Source organism: Tenggerimyces flavus, from assembly GCF_016907715.1.
Taxonomy (GTDB): Bacteria; Actinomycetota; Actinomycetes; order Propionibacteriales; family Actinopolymorphaceae; genus Tenggerimyces; species Tenggerimyces flavus.
Map to the genome: position 1 here is coordinate 2,774,376 of NZ_JAFBCM010000001.1, position 23,680 is coordinate 2,798,055.

The window sequence follows — 23,680 nt, forward strand, 5'->3', positions numbered from 1 at the left end:
GGACGATCCACGGCGTTGCCGTTGTCCGGCCGGCGATTCCCTGGTATCCAGGCTTCGTGGCCGCTGAATCCCTGGACGAGACCGACTGGCGCATCCTCGTCGCCCTGCAACAGAACGGACGGGCCAGCTTCGCCGACCTCGCCCGGACGGTGTCGATGTCGCCGAGCGCTGTCACCGAACGCGTACGACGACTCGAGTCGCTCGGCGTGATCGCCGGCTACACGGCCGTGCTGGACACCGAACGGCTCGGGCTCACCGTGCTGGCGCTGGTACGGATTCGCTACCCGACCGGCAACTACAAGCCGTTCCACGACCTGATCGCGAAGATGCCCGAGGTGATCGAGGCGCACCACGTCACGGGCGACGACTGCTTCATGCTGAAGGTGCTGGCCCGGTCGATGCGGCATCTCGAACAGGTCACCGGGCGACTGGCCGGACTCGGCCCGGTGACGACCAGCGTGGTCTACTCGAGTCCGTTGCCGCGCAGAGAAATAGGACCACCTGGTCACTGAGCCAAGGCATCACGCTCGGGGGTGGCGGCTTCCGGGGGCCGAGGACGAGCCTAGGCCGGAGGCCGCCATGGTCGCCGCAGGGCCACCCGCCGCCCCCGAGCACGCGACCCGAAGCCCGTGAGGCCGCTAGCGGCCGAGCGGTGCGAGCGGTCGTCATGTGCGCAGTATCGTCGCTCCCCAAGACCATTGACGGAAGGCTTTGCTGCTGTGCGGATCGAGACGGTCGACACCTGGGTGGTCAACGTACCGTTGACGCAGGCTTTCACGAGCTCGTTCGAGACGAAGGCGGGGACCACTCGGACGGTGGTGCGGGTGCGGACCGACGACGGCGTCGTCGGTTGGGGCGAGACCATGCACGGCCGCCCTGTCGCGACGCTGATCGACAAGCTCGCGCCGAAGCTGATCGGGACCGACCCGTTCGAGCTCGAACGGATGGCGAAGACGCTCGAGATGGTGCCGTTCTTCTATGGCTACTTGGGTTATGCGGCGCTGGCGGGGATCGACATCGCGTGCTGGGACATCATCGGCAAGGTGTCGGGGCAGCCCCTGTCGCGGTTGCTCGGCGGCTCGTTCCGTACGAACGTTCCGCTGACGTGCCTGATCACCCGGGCCGACGCGGGACCTGAGCCGTCCGACCTGCCTCAGCAGGTGGCTGATGCGGCGCGAACGACCCGTGAGCGTTGGGGATTCGACGCGATCAAGCTCAAGGGGACGAGTGACCCGGTGGGCGACGTCGCGATCATGGAGGCGTTGCGTACGGCCCATCCGGACGCCAAGCTGCGGGTGGATCCGAACGCGGCGTGGACCGTGCACGAGACCATCGAGGCGGGGCGGCGGTTGGTGCCGCTGGGCTTGGAGTATCTCGAGGATCCGTGCCCTGGCATCGAGGGCATGGCGCTGGTGCGGCAGCGGGTGGGCATCCCGTTGTGTACGAACATGTGCGTGGTGCGCTTCGACGAGTTCGCGCCGGCGGTGCGGGCTGGGGCGATCGACGTTCTGCACGGCGATGTGCACAAGTGGGGCTCGATCATGGGGACGAAGCAGCTGGGGCGGCTCTGCTCGACGTTCGGCCTCGGCATGAACCTGCACAGCGGCGGCGAGCTCGGCCTGTCCACCGCGGCGCACCTGCACCTGGCGGTGGCGATGCCCGAGCTGCGGTACGCGATCGACTCGATGTACTACCTGCTCGCCGACGACATCCTCACCGAACGGCTGCCGATCGCCGACGGCGCGATGACCGCGCCGACGGGACCGGGCCTCGGCGTCGAGCCCGACCTGGACAAGCTCGAGCAGTACGCCGCGGCCAACGCGGCGGACGGGGATCACACGCTCTGAGCCGTCATCTCCACTCGCCAGTCCAGTCGTACAGCGGCGCCGACGTCTCGAACTCGCGCAGCGTGTGGATCAGCCCGTCCCGCGAGGTGGAGATCGTCGCCCCGTCGAACGTGGTGCGATCACCGTCCGACGTGCACTCGAACGTCCACTGCGCCGCCTCCCGATCGCCCGCGCCGAAGGAGTCGGTGACCGTCCACCGGTGCACGACCCGCTCGAGCGCGAACCACGCCACCGCCCACTCGCGCACCCGGTCCCTGCCCCGATACACCGGCCCGTAGCACTCGGTGATCACGCAGTCCTCGGTGACCGCGGCGGCGATCCGGTCGGGATCGTTCGCCACCCACGCCTCGATGTAGCGGGTCAGAGGTTCCATCCCGCAAGCATAGGAAGGGAGTCCCGTCCCGTGATCATGAAGCCAAACTGGTCGTATACGACCAGTCCGCCTTCATGATCACGTTCATGATCACCGGCCAGCGTCAGCCGTTGCGGGCGTCGAGGGTCTGGTCGCTCCAGCCGTCGGTCGAGTCTTCGCGGGGCGAGGTCGCGAGCTCGCACTTGCCCGCGAGCGTGCACCGGACGATGGCGGTTCGCTTGCCGTCGACCGCGGTGAACAGGAACGTGTCCGAGGACTCCCACGTCCGCTGCAGCGGCTGCTGCCCCTTGATCTGCAGGACCCGCTTCCCCGTCGACGCGTCCAGCACATAGAGGTCGATCGAGGCCGTGTAGTTCCGATCCGGCGTCGGCACCATGGGAGTCGGCGTGCCCCCGCCCGGCTTCGAGGTCGGCACCGCCGGCCAGTCCTCCATCTCCACGAGCTCGTGACGCACCCGCGCCGACAGCAGGTGCTTGCTGTCCGGTGCGAACGCCACGGCCCAGTGGTCGTAGTCGCAGCTCTGCCACAGCCGCCGCTTGTCGGGCACCGCGACCAGGTCGAAGCAGATCTCCGGGTCTTGGCTGGAGGCCCGGCCGACAGCAGCCAGAGAACCGTCAGCGGACATGCCGGCGAGACCGTACGCGTCGTACCAGGCGGTCAGCTCGTTCGTCGACGTGTCCCAAGCCTGCACGGGCTTGGACAACGCGTTCGTGGCCCGTTCGACGATGACCGTCTTGCCGTCGATCGCGCGCGGCACGGCGAGCTTGTCGTCGCCCGTCCCGAGACTCAGCGTCCGAACGATCGTGCCGGAAGCGGTGTCGGCGAGATAGAGCGTCGTCGTGGTCTCGCCGTCCACCTCGTAGAACGAAGACCACGCCATCGTCCGGCCGTCGGCGGAGATCGCCGGGCGGTGAAACACTCCCTTGCCCATCGGCCGTCGCGAGCCGTCCGCGCCCACCAGGATCAGCTCGCGCATCCCATCGACATCGTGCGCCGCCACGACCGCGTAGCCGGACGCGACCTTCGCCAGCTCGCCCACGTACTTGTAGTCCCGGAACGAGATCGCCTTGCCGCCGTCGCGGATCACGCCGTTGGCGTAGTACGCGACCGCCGGCTCCGGACCGCGCGAGAGCTTGTCGAAGTCGATGCTCACCGGCCCAGGAGCCGCGGCGGTAGACCCGCTCGCCACCGGCTGGTCGGTCGCTGTCCCGTGGGTGGGTAGCGGCGCGCGGACGAACGAGGCGCCGAACGGCACCGCCGCCGTGACCAGCGCGGCGCCCGCCGCGGCGAAGCCCACGCGACGGCGGCTCCGGCGCCGGTGGGCGCGGCGCACGATGGCGTGCGGCACCGGTTCGGCGCGGACGCCGTCGGCTACGCGGTGCAGGGCACCGCGGAGCAGGTCCTCGGCCTCGGTCATCGGGCATTCCTCTCTACGGACGTGGGTTCGGTGAGGACGGAGCGGAGCTCGGCGATGGCGCGACTCGTACGGCTCTTCACCGCACTCACCGAAACGCCCAGCGCCGCGGCGGTCTCGGCCTCGGTGAGGTCCTCGTAGTAGCGGAGGACCACCGCGACGCGTTGCTTCGCCGGCAGCCGCTCGACCAGGTCCCACAGGTCGCGATCCCGTTCGCCCAGGTCGTCCAGCGGTTGGTCGGGCACCTGCTCGCGGGTGACCTCGCGGCGCCGCCAGGCCCGCCGCCACCAGCTCGTGTGCTCGTTGACCATCGTCTTGCGGATGTAGGAGTCGATGGCCTCGCGTCGCTCGATCCGAGCCCACGCGAGGAACGCCTTCGCGAGTGCGGTCTGCACCAGGTCCTCGGCGGCGTGGTGGTCGCCGGTCAGGAGGAACGCGGTGCGCATGAGCGCGCGATACCGCGCGTACACGTACGCGTGGAAATCCTCGGCGGCGTCGGTCACCGTCACCTCTCCCTCTACGAGGAAGGACGCGGCGAGTGGGGCAAAGGTCGCAAACGACTTTCGCACAGCAGCGCGACCGTGCTCTCCGGCGTGCGGGTGAGGACCAGCGTCGCCTCGTTCGGCCCCTTCGCGACCAGGCGCTTGCGTACGTCGGCCGGGTCGACGTCGAGACCGCGCTTCTTGATGGTCAGCCGGCCGACTTTCCGGTCCTTGAACAGCTTGCGGAGCTGGCGCTCGTCGTACCGCAGCACGTCGGTGATCTCGTACGCGGTCGCGAACGGCGTCGCCACCAGTTCCTGAGAGGTGAGGTACGCGATCTCCGCGTGCAGCAGTGCGCCCCCGACCAGCGGCGCGACCGCGGTGACGAGGCCGGCGCGGACGACGGCACCGTCCGGCTCGTACAGGTAGCCGGACGGCGGAAGCACGTCCGCGCCGCCCGGATCGTCGGCGTCGGTCAGCGAAGCCCCGGAGGCGAGAACGGTGGCCCGCCGCCGCGCGGACACGAAGCGCCCCGACCACAGCGCCGCCTCCTTGACCTCGCCGCGCTCGCTGACCCACTCCGCCTCGACCCCCTCGGGGACCAGCCGGTGCGGGATGATCGGCGCGGTCTTCACACAGGCGTCGCTCTCGAGCAGGGCGAGGACGAACGACCACGGCGGCGAGTACGCGGCCGGGTCGAAGATCCGCCCGCGCGCCCCACGCCGCGCCGGGTCGGCGATCGCGACGTCGTACGGCGAGCGGTCGTACGACTCGACTTCCGCCTGCTCGACGGTCGCGGCCAGGCCCAGCACCTCGAGGTTGGCCCGGGCGAGCTCGACGGTCAGCGGGTCTCGGTCGACGCCGGTCGCCTGGAGGCCGGCGCGGGCGAGGGCGAGCAGGTCGCCGCCGAGGCCGCAGCACAGATCCACGACCGCCCCGTTCAGGCGCCGCGTCCGGTGCTCGGCGACCGCCCGGGTGGTCGCCTGCTCCAGGCCCTCGCGGGTGAAGAAGAGGAGGGCGGCGTCCGCTCCGAACTTCGCCGCCGCCTGCTGCCGGAGCGAAGCCTGGGTCAGCGCTGCCGCGACGAGGTCAGCCGGATGGTCCTTGCGCAGGCGGGTCGCCAGCCGTACGGCGTCCGCCTCCCGGTAGCCCTCGCAGGCGGCCAGCAACCGCGAGCCCGCAGGCGTCCGGAGCGCCCGGAACGTCTCCAGTTCCAAATGGCACCCCAATCCATTGGCACTCAGGTTGACCGAGTGCTAAAGACGGCCTAGATTCAGAGTTGGCACTCTCGACCTTAGGGTGCCAATGACAGCATCAGCGAGCTGGTCGGTCGACACCGCGACGACGACCTGCCGTTCGCGTCCAAACGGTCATGTTCCACAGTCACCGTGACATCCCGTGAAAGGGGAGGTCAGCAAGTGTCGGTCTCCATCAAGCCGCTCGAGGACCGCATCGTCGTTCAGGCGCTCGACGCCGAGGAAACGACTGCGTCCGGGCTCGTGATTCCCGACACCGCGAAGGAGAAGCCCCAGGAGGGCGAGGTCCTCGCGGTGGGGCCGGGTCGCATCGACGACAACGGCAACCGTGTTCCGCTCGACGTCGCTGTCGGCGACAAGGTGATCTTCAGCAAGTACGGCGGCACCGAGGTCAAGTACAACGGCCAGGACTACCTGATCCTGTCCGCTCGCGACGTGCTCGCCATCGTCGAGAAGTGATCTTCCGCTGACCTGACGATCGGCTAGGCCCCGGGCTGCCACCCTGCCAAGGGGATTCGGCTCCCGGGGCGTCGCCGTGGAAGGACGTACTTTCCTCATGCCCAAGATTCTGGAGTTCGACGAGGACGCACGGCGCGCGCTGGAGCGCGGCGTCGACGCCCTCGCGAACACCGTGAAGGTGACGCTCGGCCCCAAGGGCCGCAACGTCGTGATCGACAAGAAGTGGGGCGCTCCGACCATCACGAACGACGGCGTGACCGTCGCTCGTGAGATCGAGCTGGACAACCCGTTCGAGAACCTGGGTGCCCAGCTCGTCAAGGAGGTCGCCACCAAGACCAACGACATCGCCGGTGACGGCACCACCACCGCGACGGTGCTGGCGCAGGCGATGGTGCACCGCGGCCTGCGTGCCGTGGCGGCCGGCTCCAACCCGATGGCGCTCAAGCGCGGCATCGACATTGGCGTCGAGGCGCTCAACAAGCACCTGCTCGACAGCGCGAAGTCCGTCGACACCAAGGACCAGATGGCGCACGTCGCGACCATCTCGGCCCAGGACGCCACGATCGGTTCGCTGATCGCCGAGGCGTTCGACAAGGTCGGCAAGGACGGCGTGATCACCGTCGAGGAGTCCAACTCGCTGGGTACGGAGCTGGAGCTCACCGAGGGCATGCAGTTCGACAAGGGCTTCATCGCCCCGAACTTCGTGACCGACAGCGAGCGCCAGGAAGCCGTGCTCGAGGACCCGTACATCCTCATCTACCCGGGCAAGATCGCCTCGATGTCCGACCTGCTCCCGTTGCTGGAGAAGGTCGTGCAGTCGGGCAAGGCCCTGGTGATCATCGCCGAGGACGTCGAGGGTGAGGCGCTCGCGACGCTGGTCGTGAACAAGATCCGTGGCACGTTCTCCTCCGTCGCCGTCAAGGCGCCTGGCTTCGGTGACCGCCGCAAGGCGATGCTGGAGGACATGGCGATCCTGACCGGTGCGAAGGTCGTGTCGCCGGAGATGGGCCTCAAGCTCGACCAGGTCGGGCTCGAGGTGCTGGGTACGGCGCGGCGTGTGGTCGTCACCAAGGACGACACCACGATCGTCGACGGCTCCGGCAAGTCGGACGAGGTTCTGGCTCGTACGAACCAGATCAAGACCGAGATCGACAACACCGACTCCGACTGGGACCGCGAGAAGCTGCAGGAGCGGCTCGCGAAGCTGGCCGGCGGCGTGTGCGTGATCAAGGTCGGTGCCGCGACCGAGGTCGAGCTCAAGGAGAAGAAGCACCGCATCGAAGACGCGGTGTCTGCTACTCGGGCCGCGATCGAGGAAGGCATCGTCACCGGCGGTGGGTCGGCGCTCGTCGTCGCCGCCGCTGTGCTCGAGGACGGCCTTGGCCAGACCGGCGACGAGCTGATCGGCGTCGGGATCGTCAAGTACGCGACCGCCGAGCCGCTGCGCTGGATCGCCGAGAACGCGGGCGTCGAGGGCTACGTCGTGGTCGAGAAGGTCCGCGAGGCTGGCGGAACGAACGGCTACAACGCCTCGACGAACGAGTACGGCGACCTCGCCGCTCAGGGTGTCATCGACCCGGTGAAGGTGACCCGTTCGGCTCTGTCGAACGCCGCCTCCATCGCGGGGATGCTGCTCACCACCGAGACGCTCGTGGTGGACAAGCCCGAGGACTCCGAGGCCGACGCCGGTGGCGCCGGTCACGGTCACGGGCACGGCCACTGAGGTCAGCGCTCTCGTCTCAGTAACGAAGACGGGCGGGACAACCAATCGGTTGTCCCGCCCGTCTTCGTTACATGACCTCACGACGCGATGTGCTCGCGGCAGTCCTCCTCGCCGCGGTCGCGGCAGCCTGCGGGCGGGAGTCCTCACCTGGCAACAAGGTTCGGCCGACCCGGTTGATCCATCCGCCTCCGATCGAGGCGACGACGTACGCGGTGAACGGCATGACCGCGTTCGGCGCGAAGCTCTTCGACCTGGTGTCCGATCCGACCAAGAACGCCGTGTTGTCACCCTTTTCGATCGCGACCGCGTTCGGCATGGCCCGTGCCGGCGCGCGGGGCGAGACCGAGGAGCAGATCGACAGGGTGCTCGGCTTCCCGTGGAACCCGCATCTGGCGCTCCACCGGCTCGCCGACGACATCGTCACCGCGAAGGCGATTCCGCCGAAGAGCAACGCGAAACGCAAGCCCGAGGACGACCCCAAGCCGCCGGTGGTGGCGATCGCGAACGGGCTGTTCGCTCAAGCGGGCATCGACGTGGTGAAGGCGTTCCTCGACCTTGTGGCCGAGCAGTACGGCGCCGGCGTGCAGCGCGTCGACTTCACCCAGCCGGACCGGGCGATGGCGTTCATCAATGCCTGGGTCCGGGAGCAGACGGCCGACCGGATCAAGAAGCTGTTCGACGACCTCGACCCGACAACACTGCTGGTGTTGGCGAACGCCGTGTACCTGAAGGCGGACTGGACCGTGCCGATGCTTCCCATGTCGGACCAACCGTTCCGCCGGTCGGCCGGCACAGTCCCGGTCCCGACGATGTTCAGCCGGGACGAACGGCGGTACGCCGAGGGTCCGGGTTGGCAAGCAGGGGAGCTCACCTACTTCGGCGGTGAGCTGGCGATGTGGGTCGTCGTCCCCCGCGGCGACGCCGCGCCGGCGTCGCTCCTGACGCCGGACGTCCTCGACACGATCTCGTCCAAGCTCAAGAAGGCGCAGGTCGATCTGACCATGCCACGTTGGGATTTCGCGACCGATCTCGACCTCGTCCCGCCGCTCCGCGAGCTCGGCATGGAGGTGCCGTTCACTCCCGAAGCGGACTTCTCCGGCATGCTGCCCGGCGTGATGATCGACCAGGTCGTGCATCGGGCGAACATCACCGTCGACGAGTGGGGTACCGAGGCCGCCGCGGTCACGGGTATCTCTGCCGTTCCCGTCTCGGCGCCCGCGCCGGGAATCCCCCTGCGTGCCGACCACCCGTTCGCGTTCGCGATCATGCACCTGCCGACCAAGACGCCCTTGTTCCTCGGCCAGGTCGTCGACCCCACCGCTAAGGACGCCTGAGGTCGAGGCGGTACAGCGTGGTGCTGCCGCTCACCTCGTTCGCCACCGCGAGCATCGGCGTCCCGCGTACCGGCGACTCGTCGGCAGGGATGAACGTCACGCCCTCCGGGCCGAGATCTCCTGTTTGGTTGGCGAAATCGCGGTTGTTGACGTACGACACGAACTCCGCGCGGTACGGGTTGGTGATGTCGTACACCAGCACGCCGCCGACGCGCTCGAGGCTGACGAACGCGTACGTACGGCCTCGCACCTCGCCGATCGTGACGCCCTCGGGCTCGGGACCCTTGTCGTCGCTGCGGCCGTCGAAGTTCGCCTCGGTGTGGTTGGAGTTGAAGAACGCAGGTTTGGCCTCGGCAGTCACACGCTCGAACTCGTCGCCGGAGTCGAAGACCTGCCGGCCGTTCGTGGTCCAGATCGACATCGAGCGGGCGCCGAACGCGTACAGCCTCTCGTAGCAGGAGCCGTCGGCCTTGAGCCCGCTGGCGATGCTGACGTTGAGGCGGCCGAGCTCGGCGTCCTCGGTCACGGAGGGGTCGAACGCGCCGGCACACAAGGGAGCCAGCCCGTCGTCGCCGAGGTCCTTGACCCGCGCGGCCTCGACGTAGTCGCCCCACTCGCGGACGTCGCCCTCGTTCGCGGTGACGAGGAACGTCCTGCCACCGAAGGTGTACGACGCGACGGCGTCCGGCTGGTACATGCCGTAGACCGGCACTCGGTCGATGGCGATCGCGTCGTCCCGGTCGGACGGGTCGATGCCGTTGTGCTTGCGTGAATGGTCCTTGACGCCGAGGGCACGGAGCTCGGTGACGCGCGCCTTGCGGATGTCGATCTCGGCGATCGCGTTGGCTTCTTGGAGAGTGACGTACGCTGTCCTGCTCCGCTTGTCGACGGTGATGTACTCGGGCTCGAGGTTGGCCGACACCGGGAACTGCGTGTTCACCTTGGGGCCGAAGATCCTTACCCCATGGGGGACCTTGCGCTCGAACCGGTGGAAGTCGGCGAGCTCGACGTCGCGCTGGCGCGGAACGCCGCGGCGCGGGGTGTCGATCACCGCGACCGAGCCCTCGGGGTCGACGGTGAAGTCGTCGTTCGGCTCGCCCTCGTTGGCGGCGAGCAGGTAGTCGCCGTCCGGCGTGAACGCCACCATGTCGGGCTGCGCGCCGACCCGTACCGCGCCGAGCGGCTTGCCGGTGCTGCTCCGGCCGTCGAAGAACACGACCCAGCCGTTGTCGGTCTTCGTGGCCGACTCGACGGCGACGGCGACCAGGCCGTCCCGGCGGACGTCGACGGAGTTGGCCGACGAGCCGTCCGGGATCGTCGAACCATCGGCGGCCGTCGTGCCCGTCGTCTGCAGGTCGAAGAGCTTGGTCGGCGTCGCCGGCTTCCGGGCGTCGAGGACCTCGATCTTGGCCTGGGCGGCGTTCACGACGAAGAGGCGCTTGGACTTGGCGTCGTACGTGACGATCTCGGCCGCGGCCTCGTCGAAGATGCCGGTGGCATAGGTGCCGACTTGAGTCACTGTGAGGTGTTTGCCGTTACTGGCTTGCGCCGTTGGCGTCAGGGCGATGGTGGCGGCGACCAGACCTAGGCAGGCGGCGATACGGAGCTTCACGCATGCAAATTAGGGGCGGCAGGCGAACGCCAGTTGACGTACCGGCGAACAGCTAGCTCTTCGGCGAGGGGATGTGCCGCGGGATCCAGCGGCCGAGGACGGCGGCGCCGCCGAGCCCGATCACGCCCATGACGAGGACGGCTGGACCCAACGCGGACAGGCCGGTGATGCCGGCGATCAGCAGCGGGCCGGCCCCGTTCCCGAGGTCGGAGAAGAGCCGCCAGACGCCGAGGAACTCCGTCCGCGCTTCTGGGGGCGAGAGGTCGGCGCCCATCGTCATGATGAGGCCCGAGCCGATTCCGTTCCCGAAGCCCATGACGACCGCGACGGCGGCCAGCGTCGCGGGCGTGTGGGTCAGGGGGAGAACGAGGTGGGCGATGCCGAGGATGAGCATGGACGGAACGGCGACCCAGGCTCGTCCGACGCGGTCCATGACCTTGCCGGCGGGATAGAACATCAGCATGTCGACCGCCGCGGAGATGCCGAAGATGATGCTGACGGCGGCGGGGTCGAGGCCGATCTGGTCCGCCCACAAGGGGATGACGACCTGACGGGATGCGCGGATCGCGCCGATCAGCAGGGCGCCGACGCCGAGCGTGCGGAGGACCGCGAACTGCTGCTTGGCGATCTGGACGGTGCCCTTGGGCGCTTCGTTGGTGGCCCGTCGCTGTTGGTCGCGCTTGGTCGGGTCGGCGAGGACGAACAGCACGCCGGCGGCGACGATCGCGGTCACCAGGTGCAGGGCGTACGGCCCGTCGGTGTGCCAGTAGTGGGCGGCCAGCGCGCCGAGGAACGGGCCGATGAACATGCCGATCCGCTGCGCGCCGCCGAGCGTGGAGAGCGCGCGGGCCCTGAGCTGGTAGGGGACGAGCTCGGTCAGATAGGCCTGTCGTGCGAGGCCCCAGACACTGCCGGCGAACCCGGTGGCGAGGATCGCGATGCCGAGCATCCAGATCGTGGTGGCGAGGATGCAGACGAGGAGTGCGGCGGCGGCGAGAACGGTGGCGGCGAGCATCGCCCTTCGTTCGCCGACCCGTGCCGCGAGCGCGCCGGCCGGGATGTCGCCGACGATCTGGCCGAGCCCGACGAGCCCGACGACGAGGCTGGCGAGCCCGATGGAGGCGCCGAGGTCGCGGGCGGACAGGGCGATGATCGGGACGATCGCGCCCTGGCCGATGCCGTAGAGCAGCGAGGGCAGGTACACCGGGGCCGCGACCGAGCGCAGGGTGACCTGATCATCTGACATGAGGTCCTCATGATGGCGCAGCTTTTAGCGCGATGTGTCACCGACCCCCCACTTGGCGTGCGGAAATCCCGGGATGTGGGCAGAATCTGGGAAGGAATCCCACTCAGGGGGATGTTGCCTGCGGCCACGATCCCGCATCGTGATCTGGGCATCGTTTGCCGGCAACTCATCCCACGACTATCCCGCTTTTCGGGATTGCTCCATTGTGGGCGCGGATCTCACCGGCTGAGACGGCTTGGCGGGAAGCCTCTTGGCCGCTCTAGCGCGCTGGGCCCAACCCACTTCGCATCGATCGGGGGCGAGAACTGACTGCTGCGACGCCGACAGCGGCTGGCGAGCGGCCGCACCGGCGGAGCGGCCAGTGGCGTGGGGAGCGGTCGGAGCCGATCTGATGGCTGAGCAGGGTCAGCGCGAAGACTTTTGGCCGCTCTGGCGCTAATTCTCTTCGCGCTAATCCGTGATGTGGCTGGTGTGACTCATGTGGTGCGGCTCGGTCGTTGATCTCCATAGGTCGGTTAGTTGGCCGACCTTTGGAGATGAGCTGGCTCCCACCAGCGGGGTGGCGGGTGGCCGGGTGTGGAGAGATAGCGCGGAAGATTTGGGGTGCTATAGCGCCCATAGTTTCCGCGCTGATCGAGGATGTGGCCGCTGGTGCTGGTGCGACCACTCACTACATAGGTCGATGGACAGCTGAGTCGATGGCCATACACGTCACGGCGGGGGGGGGGGGGCTCTTCCTGTGGGCAGCTGGAGCTGTTGCGTCGGCGAGCACTCCTGAGTTTGGAACTGGCGTGGGCTGTGGCGCCGGCCGAGTGTGGTGGCCGGTCCGGGGCGCGTCAACAGGGGGCGCCTCTCTGAGGGGCGCTTCGCGCAGGAGGAGAGAGGCGTCGCTTCGCGATCTTCGACCCTTGACCCGCCCCGGACCGGCCACCAGTTTCATACGCGCCGCCCCACCCCCGGGAACAGTTGCCCGGGCCAGGACTGCTTGTCGTTCCGGTCTGCTGCCGTGCGTGGGTCGCTTGTGGGGCCCCCGCTTGCTTGTCGTGCAGATGAAGCCGGGAGTTCCTGTCGGTTGTGGTCACTAGCCTGTGGCTCGATCGCCCGCCATCGGTGCTGAGGGGATGCTGATGAACAAGCTGTTCGATGAGGAGATTCGCGGCCATCACTCCATGCGCGATCTGCTGCTGACGCTGGTTTCCGACTCCCACCTCGACTACAAGTTTGCCCGGCCGCAACCCGACTCTGGGTGGACAGCTGGTCGAGCTGGGCGAGACACAGGGCGTCTACACCCACTCGTTCGCGACGTTCGAGCTCGACTGGACGCACCGCGAGCTTCCGCCGCCTTCGCCGGTCACGGTGGCGGGGCTGCAGGGGTGGTTCGCTGAGCAGGACGCCGCGATGAAGAGCGCGCTCGATCGCTTCTCCGAGGAAGAGCTCCGCGTCGACCGGATCGACCGCGGGCATGGGTTCGTCGCCTCGCCGTTCGTGCAGCACCAGGTCTACCGCGAGGCCGTCTACCTCTACTACGGCAAGCTCAGCGTCTACCTCAACGCGCTGGAGACCGACGCCGTCCCAACTGGGCTGCGTTCGTCGGATAACCCAAGCTCAGAGCACCAGGCGCTGCACGGGACGGGACTCCACCGGTCCGTGCCGGTTGAGCTCCATCCACGCGCGGGCGAGACGGTCGACGAGCTCGACGAGAACCGGCTCCGGGAACGTGTACGGCATCCGGATGTGGTTGCTGCGTACGGAGTCGAACATCATCGCCGAGCCAGGGATCACCTCGACGCCGTGGCGTAGCGCGACCTGCGCGTACACCTCCGCGTCCACGCCCGGCGGCAGCTCGACCCAGATCGCCGGGCCGCCGTCCGGACGCCGCCACCGCCAGGTCGGGAGTTGCTCGCGGAGCAGCCGCTCGAGCGTGTCGAGCTGCGGCCGCAGATGCGCCGCACGTTCGCTCTGGATCTGGTTCAGGCGCGGCAACAGGCGTGCCGCCACCGCCTGCTCGAACACCGGGCTGCTCAGGTCGGCCAGCACCTTCCGGCGCGCCAACCGTTCGATGATCTCCGCCGGAGCGCGCACCCAGCCGATCCGCAGCCCGCCCCAGACCGCCTTGCCCAGCGAGCCGATCGACAGCACCTCGCCGCCGGGACCGGCGAACGAACCGAGCGGCGCCGGCTGCGGCGCGTCGTACGGCTCGGCGATCCGCAAGCCCAGGTACGCGTTGTCCTCGACGATCGGCACGCCTGTCCTCGTGGCGATCTCGGCGAGCTTCCGGCGGCGCGACTCGGACATCAGCGTGCCGGTCGGGTTGTGGTACGTCGGCATCACGTACGCCAACGTCGGCTCGTAGTCGATGCACGCGGCCGCGAACGCGTCGGCGCGCGCCCCCTCGTCGTCGAGCGGAACGGTGACGAGCTCCGCGCCGGCGGCCTGGAACACGTCGAAACAGCCGGGCCAGCTCGGCGACTCGACCAGCACGCGGTCGCCGCGCGTCAGGTAGAGCTCGGCGATCAGCGCGAGCGCCTGCTGCGCACCGGTGGTCATCAGCACCTGGTCGGGCGCGGTCGGGAACCCGCCGCTGGTGAGGTAGTTCGCGACCGCCTCGCGGCAGATCGGCAAGCCGGTCGGGAAGAACCCCTGGCTCTGCAGCAGCGCGGGCATGTCGTGCTCGGCGACCTCGCGCATCACCTCGAGCAGATCCTGGTCGCCTGGCTCGGCGGCGCAGGCGAGCGAGATCAGCTCGCCCGGTCCGTCGATCAGCCGCTGGAAGATCGTGGCACCGCGGCCGCCCGGCACGCGGCCGTCACTGGGACCCCGGCTGCCGGACCGGCGCGCGATCCGCGTCCCGCTCCCGCGCATGCTCTCGACGACGCCGTTCTCGCGCAGGTCGTCGTACGCCGCCACGACTGTCGTCCGGCTCACCGCTAGCAGGTCGGCGAGCTGACGTTCGGACGGCATCCGGTCGCCACCCGCGAGCGCGCCGCCTTCGACCGCCCGCCGGACGGCGTCGGCGAGCTTCCGGTACATCGGACCGTCCCCGACCGTCCACGATCCGAGAGCGCGGCCCACTTCGAGAACAGAAGAGTCCACTTTACGTGCCATTGGCCCTGCCAATCATTTCGCTTCTTGGTCAGAGTATGAGGGAGAAAGCGCTAGATCGCCAGAACGTACGGGGAAACCCGACGCAAGATAGTGGACCTCTCGGCCGAGACAAGTGGACTCGCGAGCGGTGGACAAGGAGGAGCTCGATGTTTGCGATCACCTGCGAGGAGTGCGACCGGACGTACCTGGTCAGCACGTCCAGCATTCAGGCTCTCTACTCCACCGAGCCCGGCGTCATCGTCGCCGAAGTGGCCTGCCTGCGCGGGCATCTGGTGCGGGTCGTGACCGGGAACGCCACCCCCAGCTCCACCCCGGTCGCCGCCGGCCCCACGGTGCCGCAGCCGCGGCACGCCGCGGACGCGACCGGCCCGTCGGTGACCGCGACCGAGCCGCCGGGGATCCTTGCCCGCGCGTCCGCGTGGGTGTCGGCGAAGCTCGCCGTGCAGGCGTGGATGTTCAGTCGGTTCGACTACCGCGTCGCGCCGTAACGCCGTACCCCTCTGGCCTCGGCTGGCCGTGGTGCCTGACCCCACCGCGGCCGGCCGGGAACCTTTCGTCCCCTCTCGGGTATGTTGTCGTTGACTACTTCGAGGAGGGTGGACCGATGGAGTGGGACGTCCACGGCAAGACCGTGCTCGTGACCGGAGCCAGCAGTGGCATCGGGCTCGAGGCCTCGATCGCGCTCGCCCGGCGGGGCGCCCGGGTGGTCATGGTCGGTCGCGACCCCGGACGGATCGCGTCCGCCACGGCGGCGGTCGCCTCGCGCGCCCCCGGTGCCGAGGTCGAGCTGATCAGGTCCGACTTCGCTTCGCAGGAGTCGGTGCGTTCACTCGCCGAGCGGGTGCTGTCGACGTACGACCGGCTGGACGTGCTCGTCAACAACGCCGGCACGGTGAACAAGCGGCGCCGGCTGACGGTCGACGGGATCGAGTCGACGTTCGCGGTCAACCACCTCGCGCCGTTCCTGCTCACGAACCTGCTGCTCGACCGCGTCGTGGCCAGCGCCCCTGCGCGCGTTGTCACGGTGTCGTCGGTGGGACATCTGAACGCGTCACTGGACTTCGACGACCTGGGCTACGAGCGCGGGTACGGGGTGATGAAGGCGTACGCGCGATCGAAGCTGTGCAACGTGCTGTTCTCCTCCGAGCTCGCGCGCCGGCTGCCCGCCGAGGTCACCTCGAACGCCCTGCACCCGGGCGGAGTGAACACCAACATCTGGTCCGGCGCCCCGACCTGGGCGAAGCCGGTCATCGCGCTGCTCATGCGGCCCTCGTTCATCACCGCCGAGCAGGGCGGCTCGTACCTGGCGGACCTGGTCGCGAACCCGGCGTACGCGGCGCTGACCGGCGCGTACTTCGACCGCGACCGCGCCGTGCCACCGTCGGCGCGGGCGCAGGATCCGGAGCTCGCGCAGCGGCTTTGGGACGTGAGCGCCAAGCTGGTGGGCCTGCCCGCCTGAGCGGCAGACAGGCCCGACCCGCGGTGACTCAGTGGCCGTAGTAGAAGAAGTACGTCGGGCAGATCACGCCGGGAGCCGTGCAGCCCGGCGGGCGGTAGGCGATGTCGGACGTCGGCCAGCCGTTGTACCCGTACCGGCCACGGACCTCGTTGCACGCGCCGTAGCTGACGCCGATGCCGCAGTCGTAGCGGTACTTCCACAACTGGGCGGACGCGACCGCGTCGCCCCGAGCCAGGTCGACCGTCGCGCCGGTGTACGTGGGCGGCAGCTCGACGAACGGGAGCGTCGGGACATCGATCGCGAGAGGCGCAGGCGCCTCGCGTTGCTCGGCTGCCTGTGCGGGCGCGGCTACCAGGAGGGCGCCGGCGACCAACGCCACTGCGGTCACCAGACGTCGCGCGAGAGAGCTTCGCACGGTTTGTCCTTTCTAGGGGGTTTTGGACCCATGCATCCTGCCACTCCCTCGCTGGCGTACCGCTGGCGCCGGGTCTAACTGGGAAGCCCTTATGACCGGCCGTAGTAGAAGTAGTACGTCGGGCAGATGACGCCTGGAGCCGTGCAGCCCGGCGGGCGGTAGTAGATCCTGGAGGTCGCCCAGCCGGCGTAGTTGTACCGGCCGCGGACCTCGTTGCACGCGCTCCGGCTGACGCCGGTGCCGCAGTCGTACCGGAACCTCCACTTCGCGGCCGCGAAGGTGTCGTAGTTCGAGAAGCCGCTCGCCGGGGGCGCTTCGCGTGGCTCGGCGGCTTGGGCGGGTGCGGTGAGCAGCAGGGCGCCGGCGATCAGCGCGACGGCGGTCACCAGGAGTCGCACGGCAGTGCTTCGCACGAGGTGTCCTTTCTGCGGGTAGCTGGACGACATCACCGTGCCGATCGCCGCTGGCGCCCTTCTAGCGCGCCGCTAGCGCGGTGGCGCCGCCGGTCGTTGGGCTGGTCCCGCTAGCATGAGGAGACGTTCGCGACCGGAGGAATGATGACAAGCCCCGCCGACGTCCCCGGCCTTTCTGTTCCCGATGCCCTCACGTTCGACGACGTCCTGCTGCTGCCAGGCCCGTCGGACGTCATCCCCAGTGAAGTCGACACGAGTACGCGCGTCTCCAAGCGCATCGAGGTCAAGATCCCGCTGCTCTCCAGCGCGATGGACACCGTGACCGAGGCGCGGATGGCGATCGCCATCGCGCGCCAGGGCGGGCTCGGCGTCCTGCACCGCAACCTGTCCATCGACGACCAGGCCCAGCAGGTCGACCTCGTGAAGCGCTCCGAGGCCGGCATGGTCGCGCAGCCGATCACGATCGGCCCGGACGCCTCGATCGGCGAAGCGGACGCGTTGTGCGGGCAGTACCGCATCTCCGGCGTCCCGGTCGTCGACGACGACGGGATGCTGCTCGGCATCGTCACCAACCGTGACATGCGCTTCGAGACCGACCAGCGGCGGCTCGTCCGCGAGGTCATGACGAAGATGCCGCTCGTCACCGGGCACGTCGGCATCTCCGCCGACGACGCGATGGGGCTGCTGGCGCAGCACAAGATCGAGAAGCTGCCGCTGGTCGACGACGCGGGTCGGCTGCAGGGGCTGATCACGCTCAAGGACTTCGTGAAGCGCGACAAGTTCCCGCTCGCGACCAAGGACTCCTCCGGCCGGCTGCGCGTCGCCGCGGCGATCGGCATCTTCGACGACGCGTGGAAGCGCGCGATGGCGCTGGTCGAGGCCGGCGTCGACGTGATCATCGTGGACATGGCGCACGCGCACTCGACGGCTGTGCTGGAGATGATCCAGCGGCTGAAGAGCGACTCGGCCGCGGCGAACGTCGACATCGTCGGCGGCAACGTCGCCACCCGGGCCGCTGCCCAGGCGCTGGTCGACGCGGGTGTGGACGGCGTCAAGGTCGGCGTCGGGCCGGGCTCGATCTGTACGACCCGCGTGGTCGCCGGCGTCGGCGTACCCCAGGTCACCGCGATCGCCGAGGCCGCCGCGGCCTGCCGGGCCGCCGGGGTGCCGGTGATCGGCGACGGCGGGCTGCAGTACTCCGGCGACATCGCGAAAGCCCTGGTCGCGGGCGCAGACACGGTGATGCTCGGCTCCCTGCTCGCGGGCTGCGACGAGAGCCCGGGCGAGCTGGTGTTCATCAACGGCAAGCAGTACAAGTCCTACCGCGGCATGGGCTCGCTCGCCGCCCAGCAGTCGCGCGGCAAGACCCGTTCGTACTCCAAGGACCGCTACTTCCAGGCGGACGTCACCTCGGAGGAGAAGATCATCGCCGAGGGCGTCGAGGGCCAGGTCCCATACCGCGGCCCCCTGGCCGCCGTCGCCCACCAGCTGGTCGGCGGCCTGCGCCAGTCGATGTTCTACGTCGGCGCCCCCACGATCCCCGAGCTCCAGTCCCGCGGCCAGTTCGTCCGGATCACCTCCGCGGGGCTCAAGGAGAGCCACCCGCACGACATCAAGATGACCGTCGAGGCCCCCAACTACTGGGGCCAGTCGTAGCGCCAGCGACAATGGTGCGGTGACCGAGATCGAGATTGGCCGCGGGAAGCGCGGGCGGCGGGCGTTTTCGTTCGACAGTGTGGCGATCGTGCCGTCGCGGCGGACGCGGGATCCCGAAGAGGTGTCCACGGCGTGGCAGATCGACGCGTACCGGTTCGAGATGCCTGTGGTCGCGGCGCCGATGGACTCGGTCATGTCGCCCGAGTCGGCCATCGCGCTGGGTAAGCACGGCGGCCTCGGGGTGCTCAACCTCGAGGGCCTGTGGACCCGGTACGCCGACCCGGAGTCGCTGCTGGAGGAGATCGCCGACCTCGACGAGGCTGGCGCGACTCGGCGGATGCAGGAGATCTACTCCGCGCCCGTCGATCCCGACCTGATCACGCAGCGGATCGCGCAGATCCGCGAGGCGGGCGTGACGGTCGCGGCGGCGCTGTCGCCGTCGCGGACCAAGCAGTTCTCCAAGACGGTCGTGGACGCGGGCGTCGACATCTTCGTGATCCGCGGTACGACTGTCTCCGCCGAGCATGTCTCGCACCAGATCGAGCCGCTCAACCTCAAGCAGTTCATCTACGAGCTCGACGTCCCCGTCATCGTGGGCGGTTGCGCGACGTACCAGGCCGCGCTGCACCTGATGCGTACGGGCGCGGCCGGCGTGCTCGTCGGCTTCGGCGGGGGAGCGGCGCACACGACGCACTCGGTGCTCGGCGTCGCCGTACCCATGGCGTCCGCGGTCGCCGACGTCGCCGCGGCGCGTCGTGACTACCTCGACGAGTCCGGCGGCCGGTACGTGCACGTGATCGCCGACGGCTCGGTCGGCCGCTCCGGCGACATCACCAAGGCGATCGCCTGCGGCGCGGACGCGGTCATGCTCGGCTCCCCGCTCGCCCGCGCCGAGGAGGCGCCTGGCCGCGGCTTCCACTGGGGGATGGAGGCGCACCATGGCGAGCTTCCCCGCGGCGCACGCATCCACCTCGGTACGACCGGGACGCTCGAGGAGATCCTCTTCGGGCCGTCGCACAGCTCCGACGGCACCATGAACCTCGTCGGCGCCCTCCGCCGCGCGATGGCGACGACCGGCTACACCGAGCTCAAGGAGTTCCAGCGCATCGAGGTCGTCGTCCACTAGCCCTCGCCCAGCTCAGCCGGACTGGGTGGGGGGCACCCTGGTCCCATAGGTTCGGACGAGGGTGCCCCCGACCCAACTCCACCGACGAGTGGAGCAGCTGATCGCGGAGGTGGATGGGCTCAGCCGGACTGGGTGGGGGGGCACCCTGGTCCCATAGGTTCGGACGAGGGTGCCCCCGACCCAACTCAGTCCGACTTGGGCGGCTCGGGTGGGACGGTGCGGACCAGCACCTCGACCTGCAGTACGCCCACCCGCGTCGCCGTCGTGCCGTCGACCGTCACCTGCACGGGCGTGGGCTGCGGCTGGGTCTCCGGCTCAGGCTTGGGCTCCGCCGCGTGGGCGGGCTCGGGCGTCGGCGACGGTGCTGGCGTGTTCCCGTTCTCCGCACGTCGGCGCGGAACCGGAGGCAGGTCGACGAGCGGCGCCGGCTGAACAGCGATCCCCTCCTCCTGCTCCGGAGCAGGAGGAGCCAAGCGGTGCCCGTTCCGCCGCTCGGCCCGACGCTCCTTCCAACCCTCGATCATCGTGTAGAGCGTCGGCACCAGCACCAACGTCAACAGCGTCGACGAGATCAGCCCGCCGATCACCACGATCGCCAACGGCTGCGAGATGAACACGCCGCCGCCCGTGAGCCCCAACGACATCGGTAGCAGCGCGAAGATCGTCGCCGTCGCCGTCATCAGGATCGGCCGCAGCCGGCGCCGGCCGCCCTCGATCACCGCCTCGCGAACGGACATGCCCTGCTCGCGATACTGGTTGATCAGGTCGATCAAAACGATCGCGTTCGTCACCACGATCCCGACCAGCATCAGCAAGCCGATCAGAGCCGGCACACCCAGAGCGGTGTTCGTCGCCAGCAGCAGGCCGAGCGTTCCGGTCGCCGCGAACGGCACCGACACCAGCAGGATCAGCGGCTGCACGATGCTGCGGAATGTCGCGACCATCACCAGGAACACGATCGCGATCGCGGCCAGCAACGCCAAGCCCAGTTGGCCAAACGCCTCAGACTGCTCCGACGAGACGCCGCCGAGCGTGTACGACGCCCCGGACGGCAGCGACAGGTCGTCGAGCTGAGTCTGCAGATCCGCCGACACCTTGCCGACGTCGGACGCGGTCACCGAAGCCGTCACCGAAGCGCTGCGCTCGCCGTCGATCCGGGTCAGCTGCGCGGGCTGCTCGGACTCCGACACCGTCGCGACCGTCGACAGCGCCACCGAGGTGCCGAGCGGCGTACGAATCGCCAAGCTACGCAGGGCTGCCACCGTCGTCGGCTCCGCGCCGCCGCGAACGATCACGTCCCGCTGCGCCGCGTCGATGAGCACGGTCGTGGACTGCTGACCCTCGAACGCCTGGCGTACGGCCTGCCCGATCTGCGCGTCCGAGAGCCCGACCGCGGCGGCCTTCGTCCGGTCGACGTCGACCCGGACGCCGGGCTGGTCGGCGGCGAGGTTGTTCGACACGTCCGCCGTACCGTCGACGTCGCGCATCGCGCGCTCGACCTGCGCGGCGGCGTTCCGCAACACCGTCGCGTCCGGCGCCTGCACGATGACCTCGAGCCCGGACGGCCCGAAGCCGGAAGCGCCCGACTCGACGGCGATCTCGCCCGCGCCGGTGACCTGGTCCAGCCGGGTCCGCAGCCGGTCCAGGATGTCGGCCTGGTCGGCTTCTTCGTCGGTGGTGATCGAGAACGTCGCCTCGTTCGAGCCGCCACCGCCGCCGAACCCGCCGAAGCCGCCGCCGGATCCGACCGTGGCCTGGTACGACTCGACGCCGTCGAAGCCGGTCAGCACCGCCTCGACCTTCTTCGCCGCGGCGTCGGTGCTGCCCAGCGAGGTCGCGACCGGCATCGTCTGGGTGACCGTGAGCGTGTTCTGGCCGCTCTGGTCGAGGAAGTTCGTCTTGAGGAACGTCGCGCCGCCGATCGTGCCGGCGAAGATCACCAGCGCGACGAAGATCGTGACCAGCCGGTGTTTCGTGACCCAGCGGATCACCGGGACGTACGCGCGCTGCAGGATGCTGCGTCGTTCGGCCGCCTCCGCCGCCTCGGCGACGGCGGCCTCGTTGCCGGCCGCAGCGGTCTTCGTGCCGAGGAACCAGTACGACAGCACCGGGATCACCGTCAGCGAGACCAAAAGCGAAGCCAGCAGGGCGATCGTGACCGTCACGGCGAACGGGCGGAACAGCTCGCCGGTCTGGCCTCCGACGAACGCGATCGGCAGGAACACGCCGACCGTCGTGACCGTCGAGGCGGTCACCGCGCCGGCGACCTCCTTGACCGCGGTGAGGATCGCGGCGCGTTTCTCTTCGCCATAGGCGATATGTCGCTTGATGTTCTCGAGCACGACGATCGAGTCGTCGACGACGCGTCCGACGGCGACGGTGAGCGCGCCGAGGGTGAGGATGTTGAGCGAGTAGCCGCCGACGTACAGGCCGATCATCGCGACCAGCAACGAGAACGGGATCGACACCGCGGTCACGAGCGTGGATCGCAACGACAGCAGGAAGACGAGGATCACCAGAACGGCGAACAGCAGGCCGATCGCGCCCTCGGTGGTGAGGCCCTCGATCGACTCCTCGATGAACGGAGCCTGGTCGAACACCAGTGTCAACTTGGCGTTGTCACCGAGCGCGTCCTCGAGGTCGGGGACCTTGTCCTTGACCTCGTTGGCGACCGTGACCGTGTTGCCCTCGGTCTTCTTGGTGACGGAGATGCCGAGCGACTCCTTGCCGTCCGTACGCGTGATCGACGTCGACTGCGCCAAGGCGGCCTTGACGGTGGCGACGTCCGACAGCTTGGTGGCCTGCGGAGCGGCAGGCTCCTGCGGCGCGGGCGCCGGCGGCGCCTGCTCTTCACCCGGGTCCCCGCCCGGCTCGCCGGTCGGCTGCGGGCTCGGCTGCGGTTCCGGCTGCTGAGCCGGCGGCGCCGAGGTGGGAACGATTGGCACGTTCCGCAGGTCGGCGACCGAGCCGAACGACTTGCCGACCTCGACCGGCAACGTACGGCTGCCCTGGTCGAGGTTGCCGCCCGGGATGCTGACGCCGTTCGCCTGCAGCGCGGTCGTGACCGCGTCCAGCGTGAGGCCGCGGGCCTCGAGCTTCTTCGCGTCGACGGTGACCGTGACCTGCTCGTCGCGGGCGCCGGTGACGGTCGCCTCCTGAACGTCGGCGATGCCCTCGAGCTCGGGGATCACGCGTTCCTTCAGGCGCTGCGCGAGGACCTTCTCGTCCGCGTCGGACGTCACCGCGAACAGCACCACGGGGAAGTCGTCGGTGCTGCCCGCCTGGACGGTCGGGTCGACGTCCTCGGGGAGTTGGCCGGAGATCCGGTTGATGTTCTGCTGGACGTCCTGGACCGCGCGGGCGACGTCGGTGCCGTACGTGAACTCGGCCTGGATCATCGAGAAGCCGTTGCTCGACGTCGAGGTCGTCTTGGACAACCCGTCGACGCCGGTGATGGCGGACTCGATTGGCTCGGTGAGCTCGCGTTCGACGATCTCGGGCGAGGCGCCGGGGTAGCTGGTCGCGATGAACGCGCCCGGCAGTGTGAGTGACGGGATCAGCTCCTGCTTGAGGGAGACCGTCGAGAGCAGCCCGAAGCCGACGATCACAATCGACATCAGCGCGACGAGGCTACGGTTGGCGAGACTGAGTCTGGCCAATCTAGACATGACGTGGACCCTTCGGGCGTACTGCGGCTCCGGACGTGGACGACAATACTTCGTGTAGCACGAACTATCATCGGCAGGCGAAGCGATCTCAG

At 69.1% G+C, this 23,680-nt stretch carries 19 protein-coding genes; 9 read left to right on the forward strand and 10 right to left on the reverse strand.

Annotated elements, in window-relative coordinates; translation table 11 throughout:
* Nucleotides 1-56 precede the first annotated feature (56 nt).
* Nucleotides 57-512 (forward strand): Lrp/AsnC family transcriptional regulator, encoded by a 456-nt coding sequence (locus JOD67_RS13040; protein WP_205117705.1) that lies wholly within the window; start codon nt 57-59, stop codon nt 510-512.
* Between the two features lie 207 nt (nt 513-719).
* The gene (locus tag JOD67_RS13045) at nt 720-1,847 is read left to right on the forward strand and encodes a mandelate racemase/muconate lactonizing enzyme family protein (protein ID WP_205117706.1); all 1,128 of its coding nucleotides are present in this window, start codon (nt 720-722) and stop codon (nt 1,845-1,847) included.
* A 4-nt stretch (nt 1,848-1,851) separates the two neighbouring features.
* Here JOD67_RS13045 and JOD67_RS13050 read toward each other — a convergent pair whose 3' ends face one another.
* The 4 genes from JOD67_RS13050 to JOD67_RS13065 all read right to left on the reverse strand — a co-directional run bounded on the left by JOD67_RS13050 (nt 1,852) and on the right by JOD67_RS13065 (nt 5,333).
* Complete coding sequence (locus tag JOD67_RS13050; RefSeq protein WP_205117707.1) at nt 1,852-2,220, reverse strand: nuclear transport factor 2 family protein; 369 nt, start codon at nt 2,218-2,220, stop codon at nt 1,852-1,854.
* A 103-nt stretch (nt 2,221-2,323) separates the two neighbouring features.
* Nucleotides 2,324-3,637 (reverse strand): WD40 repeat domain-containing protein, encoded by a 1,314-nt coding sequence (locus JOD67_RS13055; RefSeq protein ID WP_205117708.1) that lies wholly within the window; start codon nt 3,635-3,637, stop codon nt 2,324-2,326.
* The gene (locus tag JOD67_RS13060; protein WP_205117709.1) at nt 3,634-4,137 is read right to left on the reverse strand and encodes a SigE family RNA polymerase sigma factor; all 504 of its coding nucleotides are present in this window, start codon (nt 4,135-4,137) and stop codon (nt 3,634-3,636) included. Before JOD67_RS13060 ends, JOD67_RS13055 begins: the two co-directional genes overlap by 4 nt.
* 14 nt (nt 4,138-4,151) lie before the next feature.
* Nucleotides 4,152-5,333 (reverse strand): class I SAM-dependent methyltransferase, encoded by a 1,182-nt coding sequence (locus JOD67_RS13065; protein WP_205117710.1) that lies wholly within the window; start codon nt 5,331-5,333, stop codon nt 4,152-4,154.
* A 201-nt stretch (nt 5,334-5,534) separates the two neighbouring features.
* Between JOD67_RS13065 and groES the strand changes: the two genes are divergently transcribed.
* The 3 genes from groES to JOD67_RS13080 all read left to right on the forward strand — a co-directional run bounded on the left by groES (nt 5,535) and on the right by JOD67_RS13080 (nt 8,888).
* The gene (groES, locus tag JOD67_RS13070) at nt 5,535-5,831 is read left to right on the forward strand and encodes a co-chaperone GroES (protein ID WP_205117711.1); all 297 of its coding nucleotides are present in this window, start codon (nt 5,535-5,537) and stop codon (nt 5,829-5,831) included.
* A 97-nt stretch (nt 5,832-5,928) separates the two neighbouring features.
* Nucleotides 5,929-7,554 (forward strand): chaperonin GroEL, encoded by a 1,626-nt coding sequence (gene groL / locus JOD67_RS13075; protein ID WP_205117712.1) that lies wholly within the window; start codon nt 5,929-5,931, stop codon nt 7,552-7,554.
* Nucleotides 7,555-7,625: 71 nt separating this feature from the next.
* Nucleotides 7,626-8,888, forward strand: a complete 1,263-nt coding sequence (locus JOD67_RS13080; protein WP_205117713.1) for a serpin family protein — start codon at nt 7,626-7,628, stop codon at nt 8,886-8,888.
* Here the strand turns inward: JOD67_RS13080 and JOD67_RS13085 are convergent.
* The 3 genes from JOD67_RS13085 to JOD67_RS13095 all read right to left on the reverse strand — a co-directional run bounded on the left by JOD67_RS13085 (nt 8,875) and on the right by JOD67_RS13095 (nt 14,851).
* Entirely contained in the window at nt 8,875-10,500 is a 1,626-nt protein-coding gene (locus tag JOD67_RS13085; protein WP_205117714.1) for a choice-of-anchor I family protein, read from the reverse strand. The two genes, JOD67_RS13080 and JOD67_RS13085, sit on opposite strands and share 14 nt — an antisense overlap.
* A 52-nt stretch (nt 10,501-10,552) precedes the next feature.
* Nucleotides 10,553-11,746 (reverse strand): MFS transporter, encoded by a 1,194-nt coding sequence (locus JOD67_RS13090; protein ID WP_205117715.1) that lies wholly within the window; start codon nt 11,744-11,746, stop codon nt 10,553-10,555.
* A gap of 1,605 nt (nt 11,747-13,351) precedes the next feature.
* The gene (locus JOD67_RS13095) at nt 13,352-14,851 is read right to left on the reverse strand and encodes an aminotransferase-like domain-containing protein (RefSeq protein ID WP_205117716.1); all 1,500 of its coding nucleotides are present in this window, start codon (nt 14,849-14,851) and stop codon (nt 13,352-13,354) included.
* Between the two features lie 146 nt (nt 14,852-14,997).
* Here JOD67_RS13095 and JOD67_RS13100 point away from each other — a divergent pair, with 146 nt between their 5' ends.
* On the forward strand, nt 14,998-15,339 hold the full coding sequence (locus JOD67_RS13100) for a hypothetical protein (RefSeq protein WP_205117717.1): 342 nt from the start codon (nt 14,998-15,000) through the stop codon (nt 15,337-15,339).
* A gap of 116 nt (nt 15,340-15,455) precedes the next feature.
* The gene (locus tag JOD67_RS13105) at nt 15,456-16,310 is read left to right on the forward strand and encodes an SDR family oxidoreductase (protein ID WP_205117718.1); all 855 of its coding nucleotides are present in this window, start codon (nt 15,456-15,458) and stop codon (nt 16,308-16,310) included.
* 28 nt (nt 16,311-16,338) lie between these two features.
* On the opposite strand, the gene JOD67_RS13110 is transcribed toward JOD67_RS13105, so the two are convergent.
* Complete coding sequence (locus tag JOD67_RS13110; protein WP_205117719.1) at nt 16,339-16,725, reverse strand: hypothetical protein; 387 nt, start codon at nt 16,723-16,725, stop codon at nt 16,339-16,341.
* Nucleotides 16,726-16,814: 89 nt separating this feature from the next.
* Nucleotides 16,815-17,138, reverse strand: coding sequence for a hypothetical protein (locus tag JOD67_RS13115; protein WP_205117720.1), 324 nt, complete (start codon nt 17,136-17,138; stop codon nt 16,815-16,817).
* Nucleotides 17,139-17,279: 141 nt separating this feature from the next.
* Between JOD67_RS13115 and guaB the strand changes: the two genes are divergently transcribed.
* Nucleotides 17,280-18,794, forward strand: coding sequence for an IMP dehydrogenase (gene guaB, locus JOD67_RS13120; RefSeq protein WP_372442328.1), 1,515 nt, complete (start codon nt 17,280-17,282; stop codon nt 18,792-18,794).
* A gap of 19 nt (nt 18,795-18,813) precedes the next feature.
* A complete protein-coding gene (locus tag JOD67_RS13125) occupies nt 18,814-19,920 on the forward strand; it encodes a GuaB3 family IMP dehydrogenase-related protein (RefSeq protein ID WP_205117722.1) in 1,107 nt (368 codons plus the stop codon).
* Nucleotides 19,921-20,105: 185 nt separating this feature from the next.
* Here JOD67_RS13125 and JOD67_RS13130 read toward each other — a convergent pair whose 3' ends face one another.
* Nucleotides 20,106-23,588: an efflux RND transporter permease subunit gene (locus tag JOD67_RS13130; RefSeq protein WP_205117723.1), complete on the reverse strand. Its 3,483-nt coding sequence runs from the start codon at nt 23,586-23,588 to the stop codon at nt 20,106-20,108.
* Between the last annotated feature and the right edge of the window lie 92 nt (nt 23,589-23,680).

What these genes read in the sequence shown, in the direction of transcription:
- JOD67_RS13050 (WP_205117707.1), bottom strand. Translation starts at nt 2,220, where the DNA reads ATGGAACCTCTGACCCGCTACATCGAGGCGTGGGTGGCGAACGATCCC.
- JOD67_RS13055 (WP_205117708.1), bottom strand. Translation starts at nt 3,637, where the DNA reads ATGACCGAGGCCGAGGACCTGCTCCGCGGTGCCCTGCACCGCGTAGCC.
- groL (WP_205117712.1), top strand. Translation starts at nt 5,929, where the DNA reads ATGCCCAAGATTCTGGAGTTCGACGAGGACGCACGGCGCGCGCTGGAG.
- JOD67_RS13080 (WP_205117713.1), top strand. Translation starts at nt 7,626, where the DNA reads ATGACCTCACGACGCGATGTGCTCGCGGCAGTCCTCCTCGCCGCGGTC.
- JOD67_RS13090 (WP_205117715.1), bottom strand. Translation starts at nt 11,746, where the DNA reads ATGTCAGATGATCAGGTCACCCTGCGCTCGGTCGCGGCCCCGGTGTAC.
- JOD67_RS13095 (WP_205117716.1), bottom strand. Translation starts at nt 14,851, where the DNA reads ATGGCACGTAAAGTGGACTCTTCTGTTCTCGAAGTGGGCCGCGCTCTC.
- JOD67_RS13100 (WP_205117717.1), top strand. Translation starts at nt 14,998, where the DNA reads ATGTTTGCGATCACCTGCGAGGAGTGCGACCGGACGTACCTGGTCAGC.
- JOD67_RS13105 (WP_205117718.1), top strand. Translation starts at nt 15,456, where the DNA reads ATGGAGTGGGACGTCCACGGCAAGACCGTGCTCGTGACCGGAGCCAGC.
- guaB (WP_372442328.1), top strand. Translation starts at nt 17,280, where the DNA reads ATGATGACAAGCCCCGCCGACGTCCCCGGCCTTTCTGTTCCCGATGCC.
- JOD67_RS13130 (WP_205117723.1), bottom strand. Translation starts at nt 23,588, where the DNA reads ATGTCTAGATTGGCCAGACTCAGTCTCGCCAACCGTAGCCTCGTCGCG.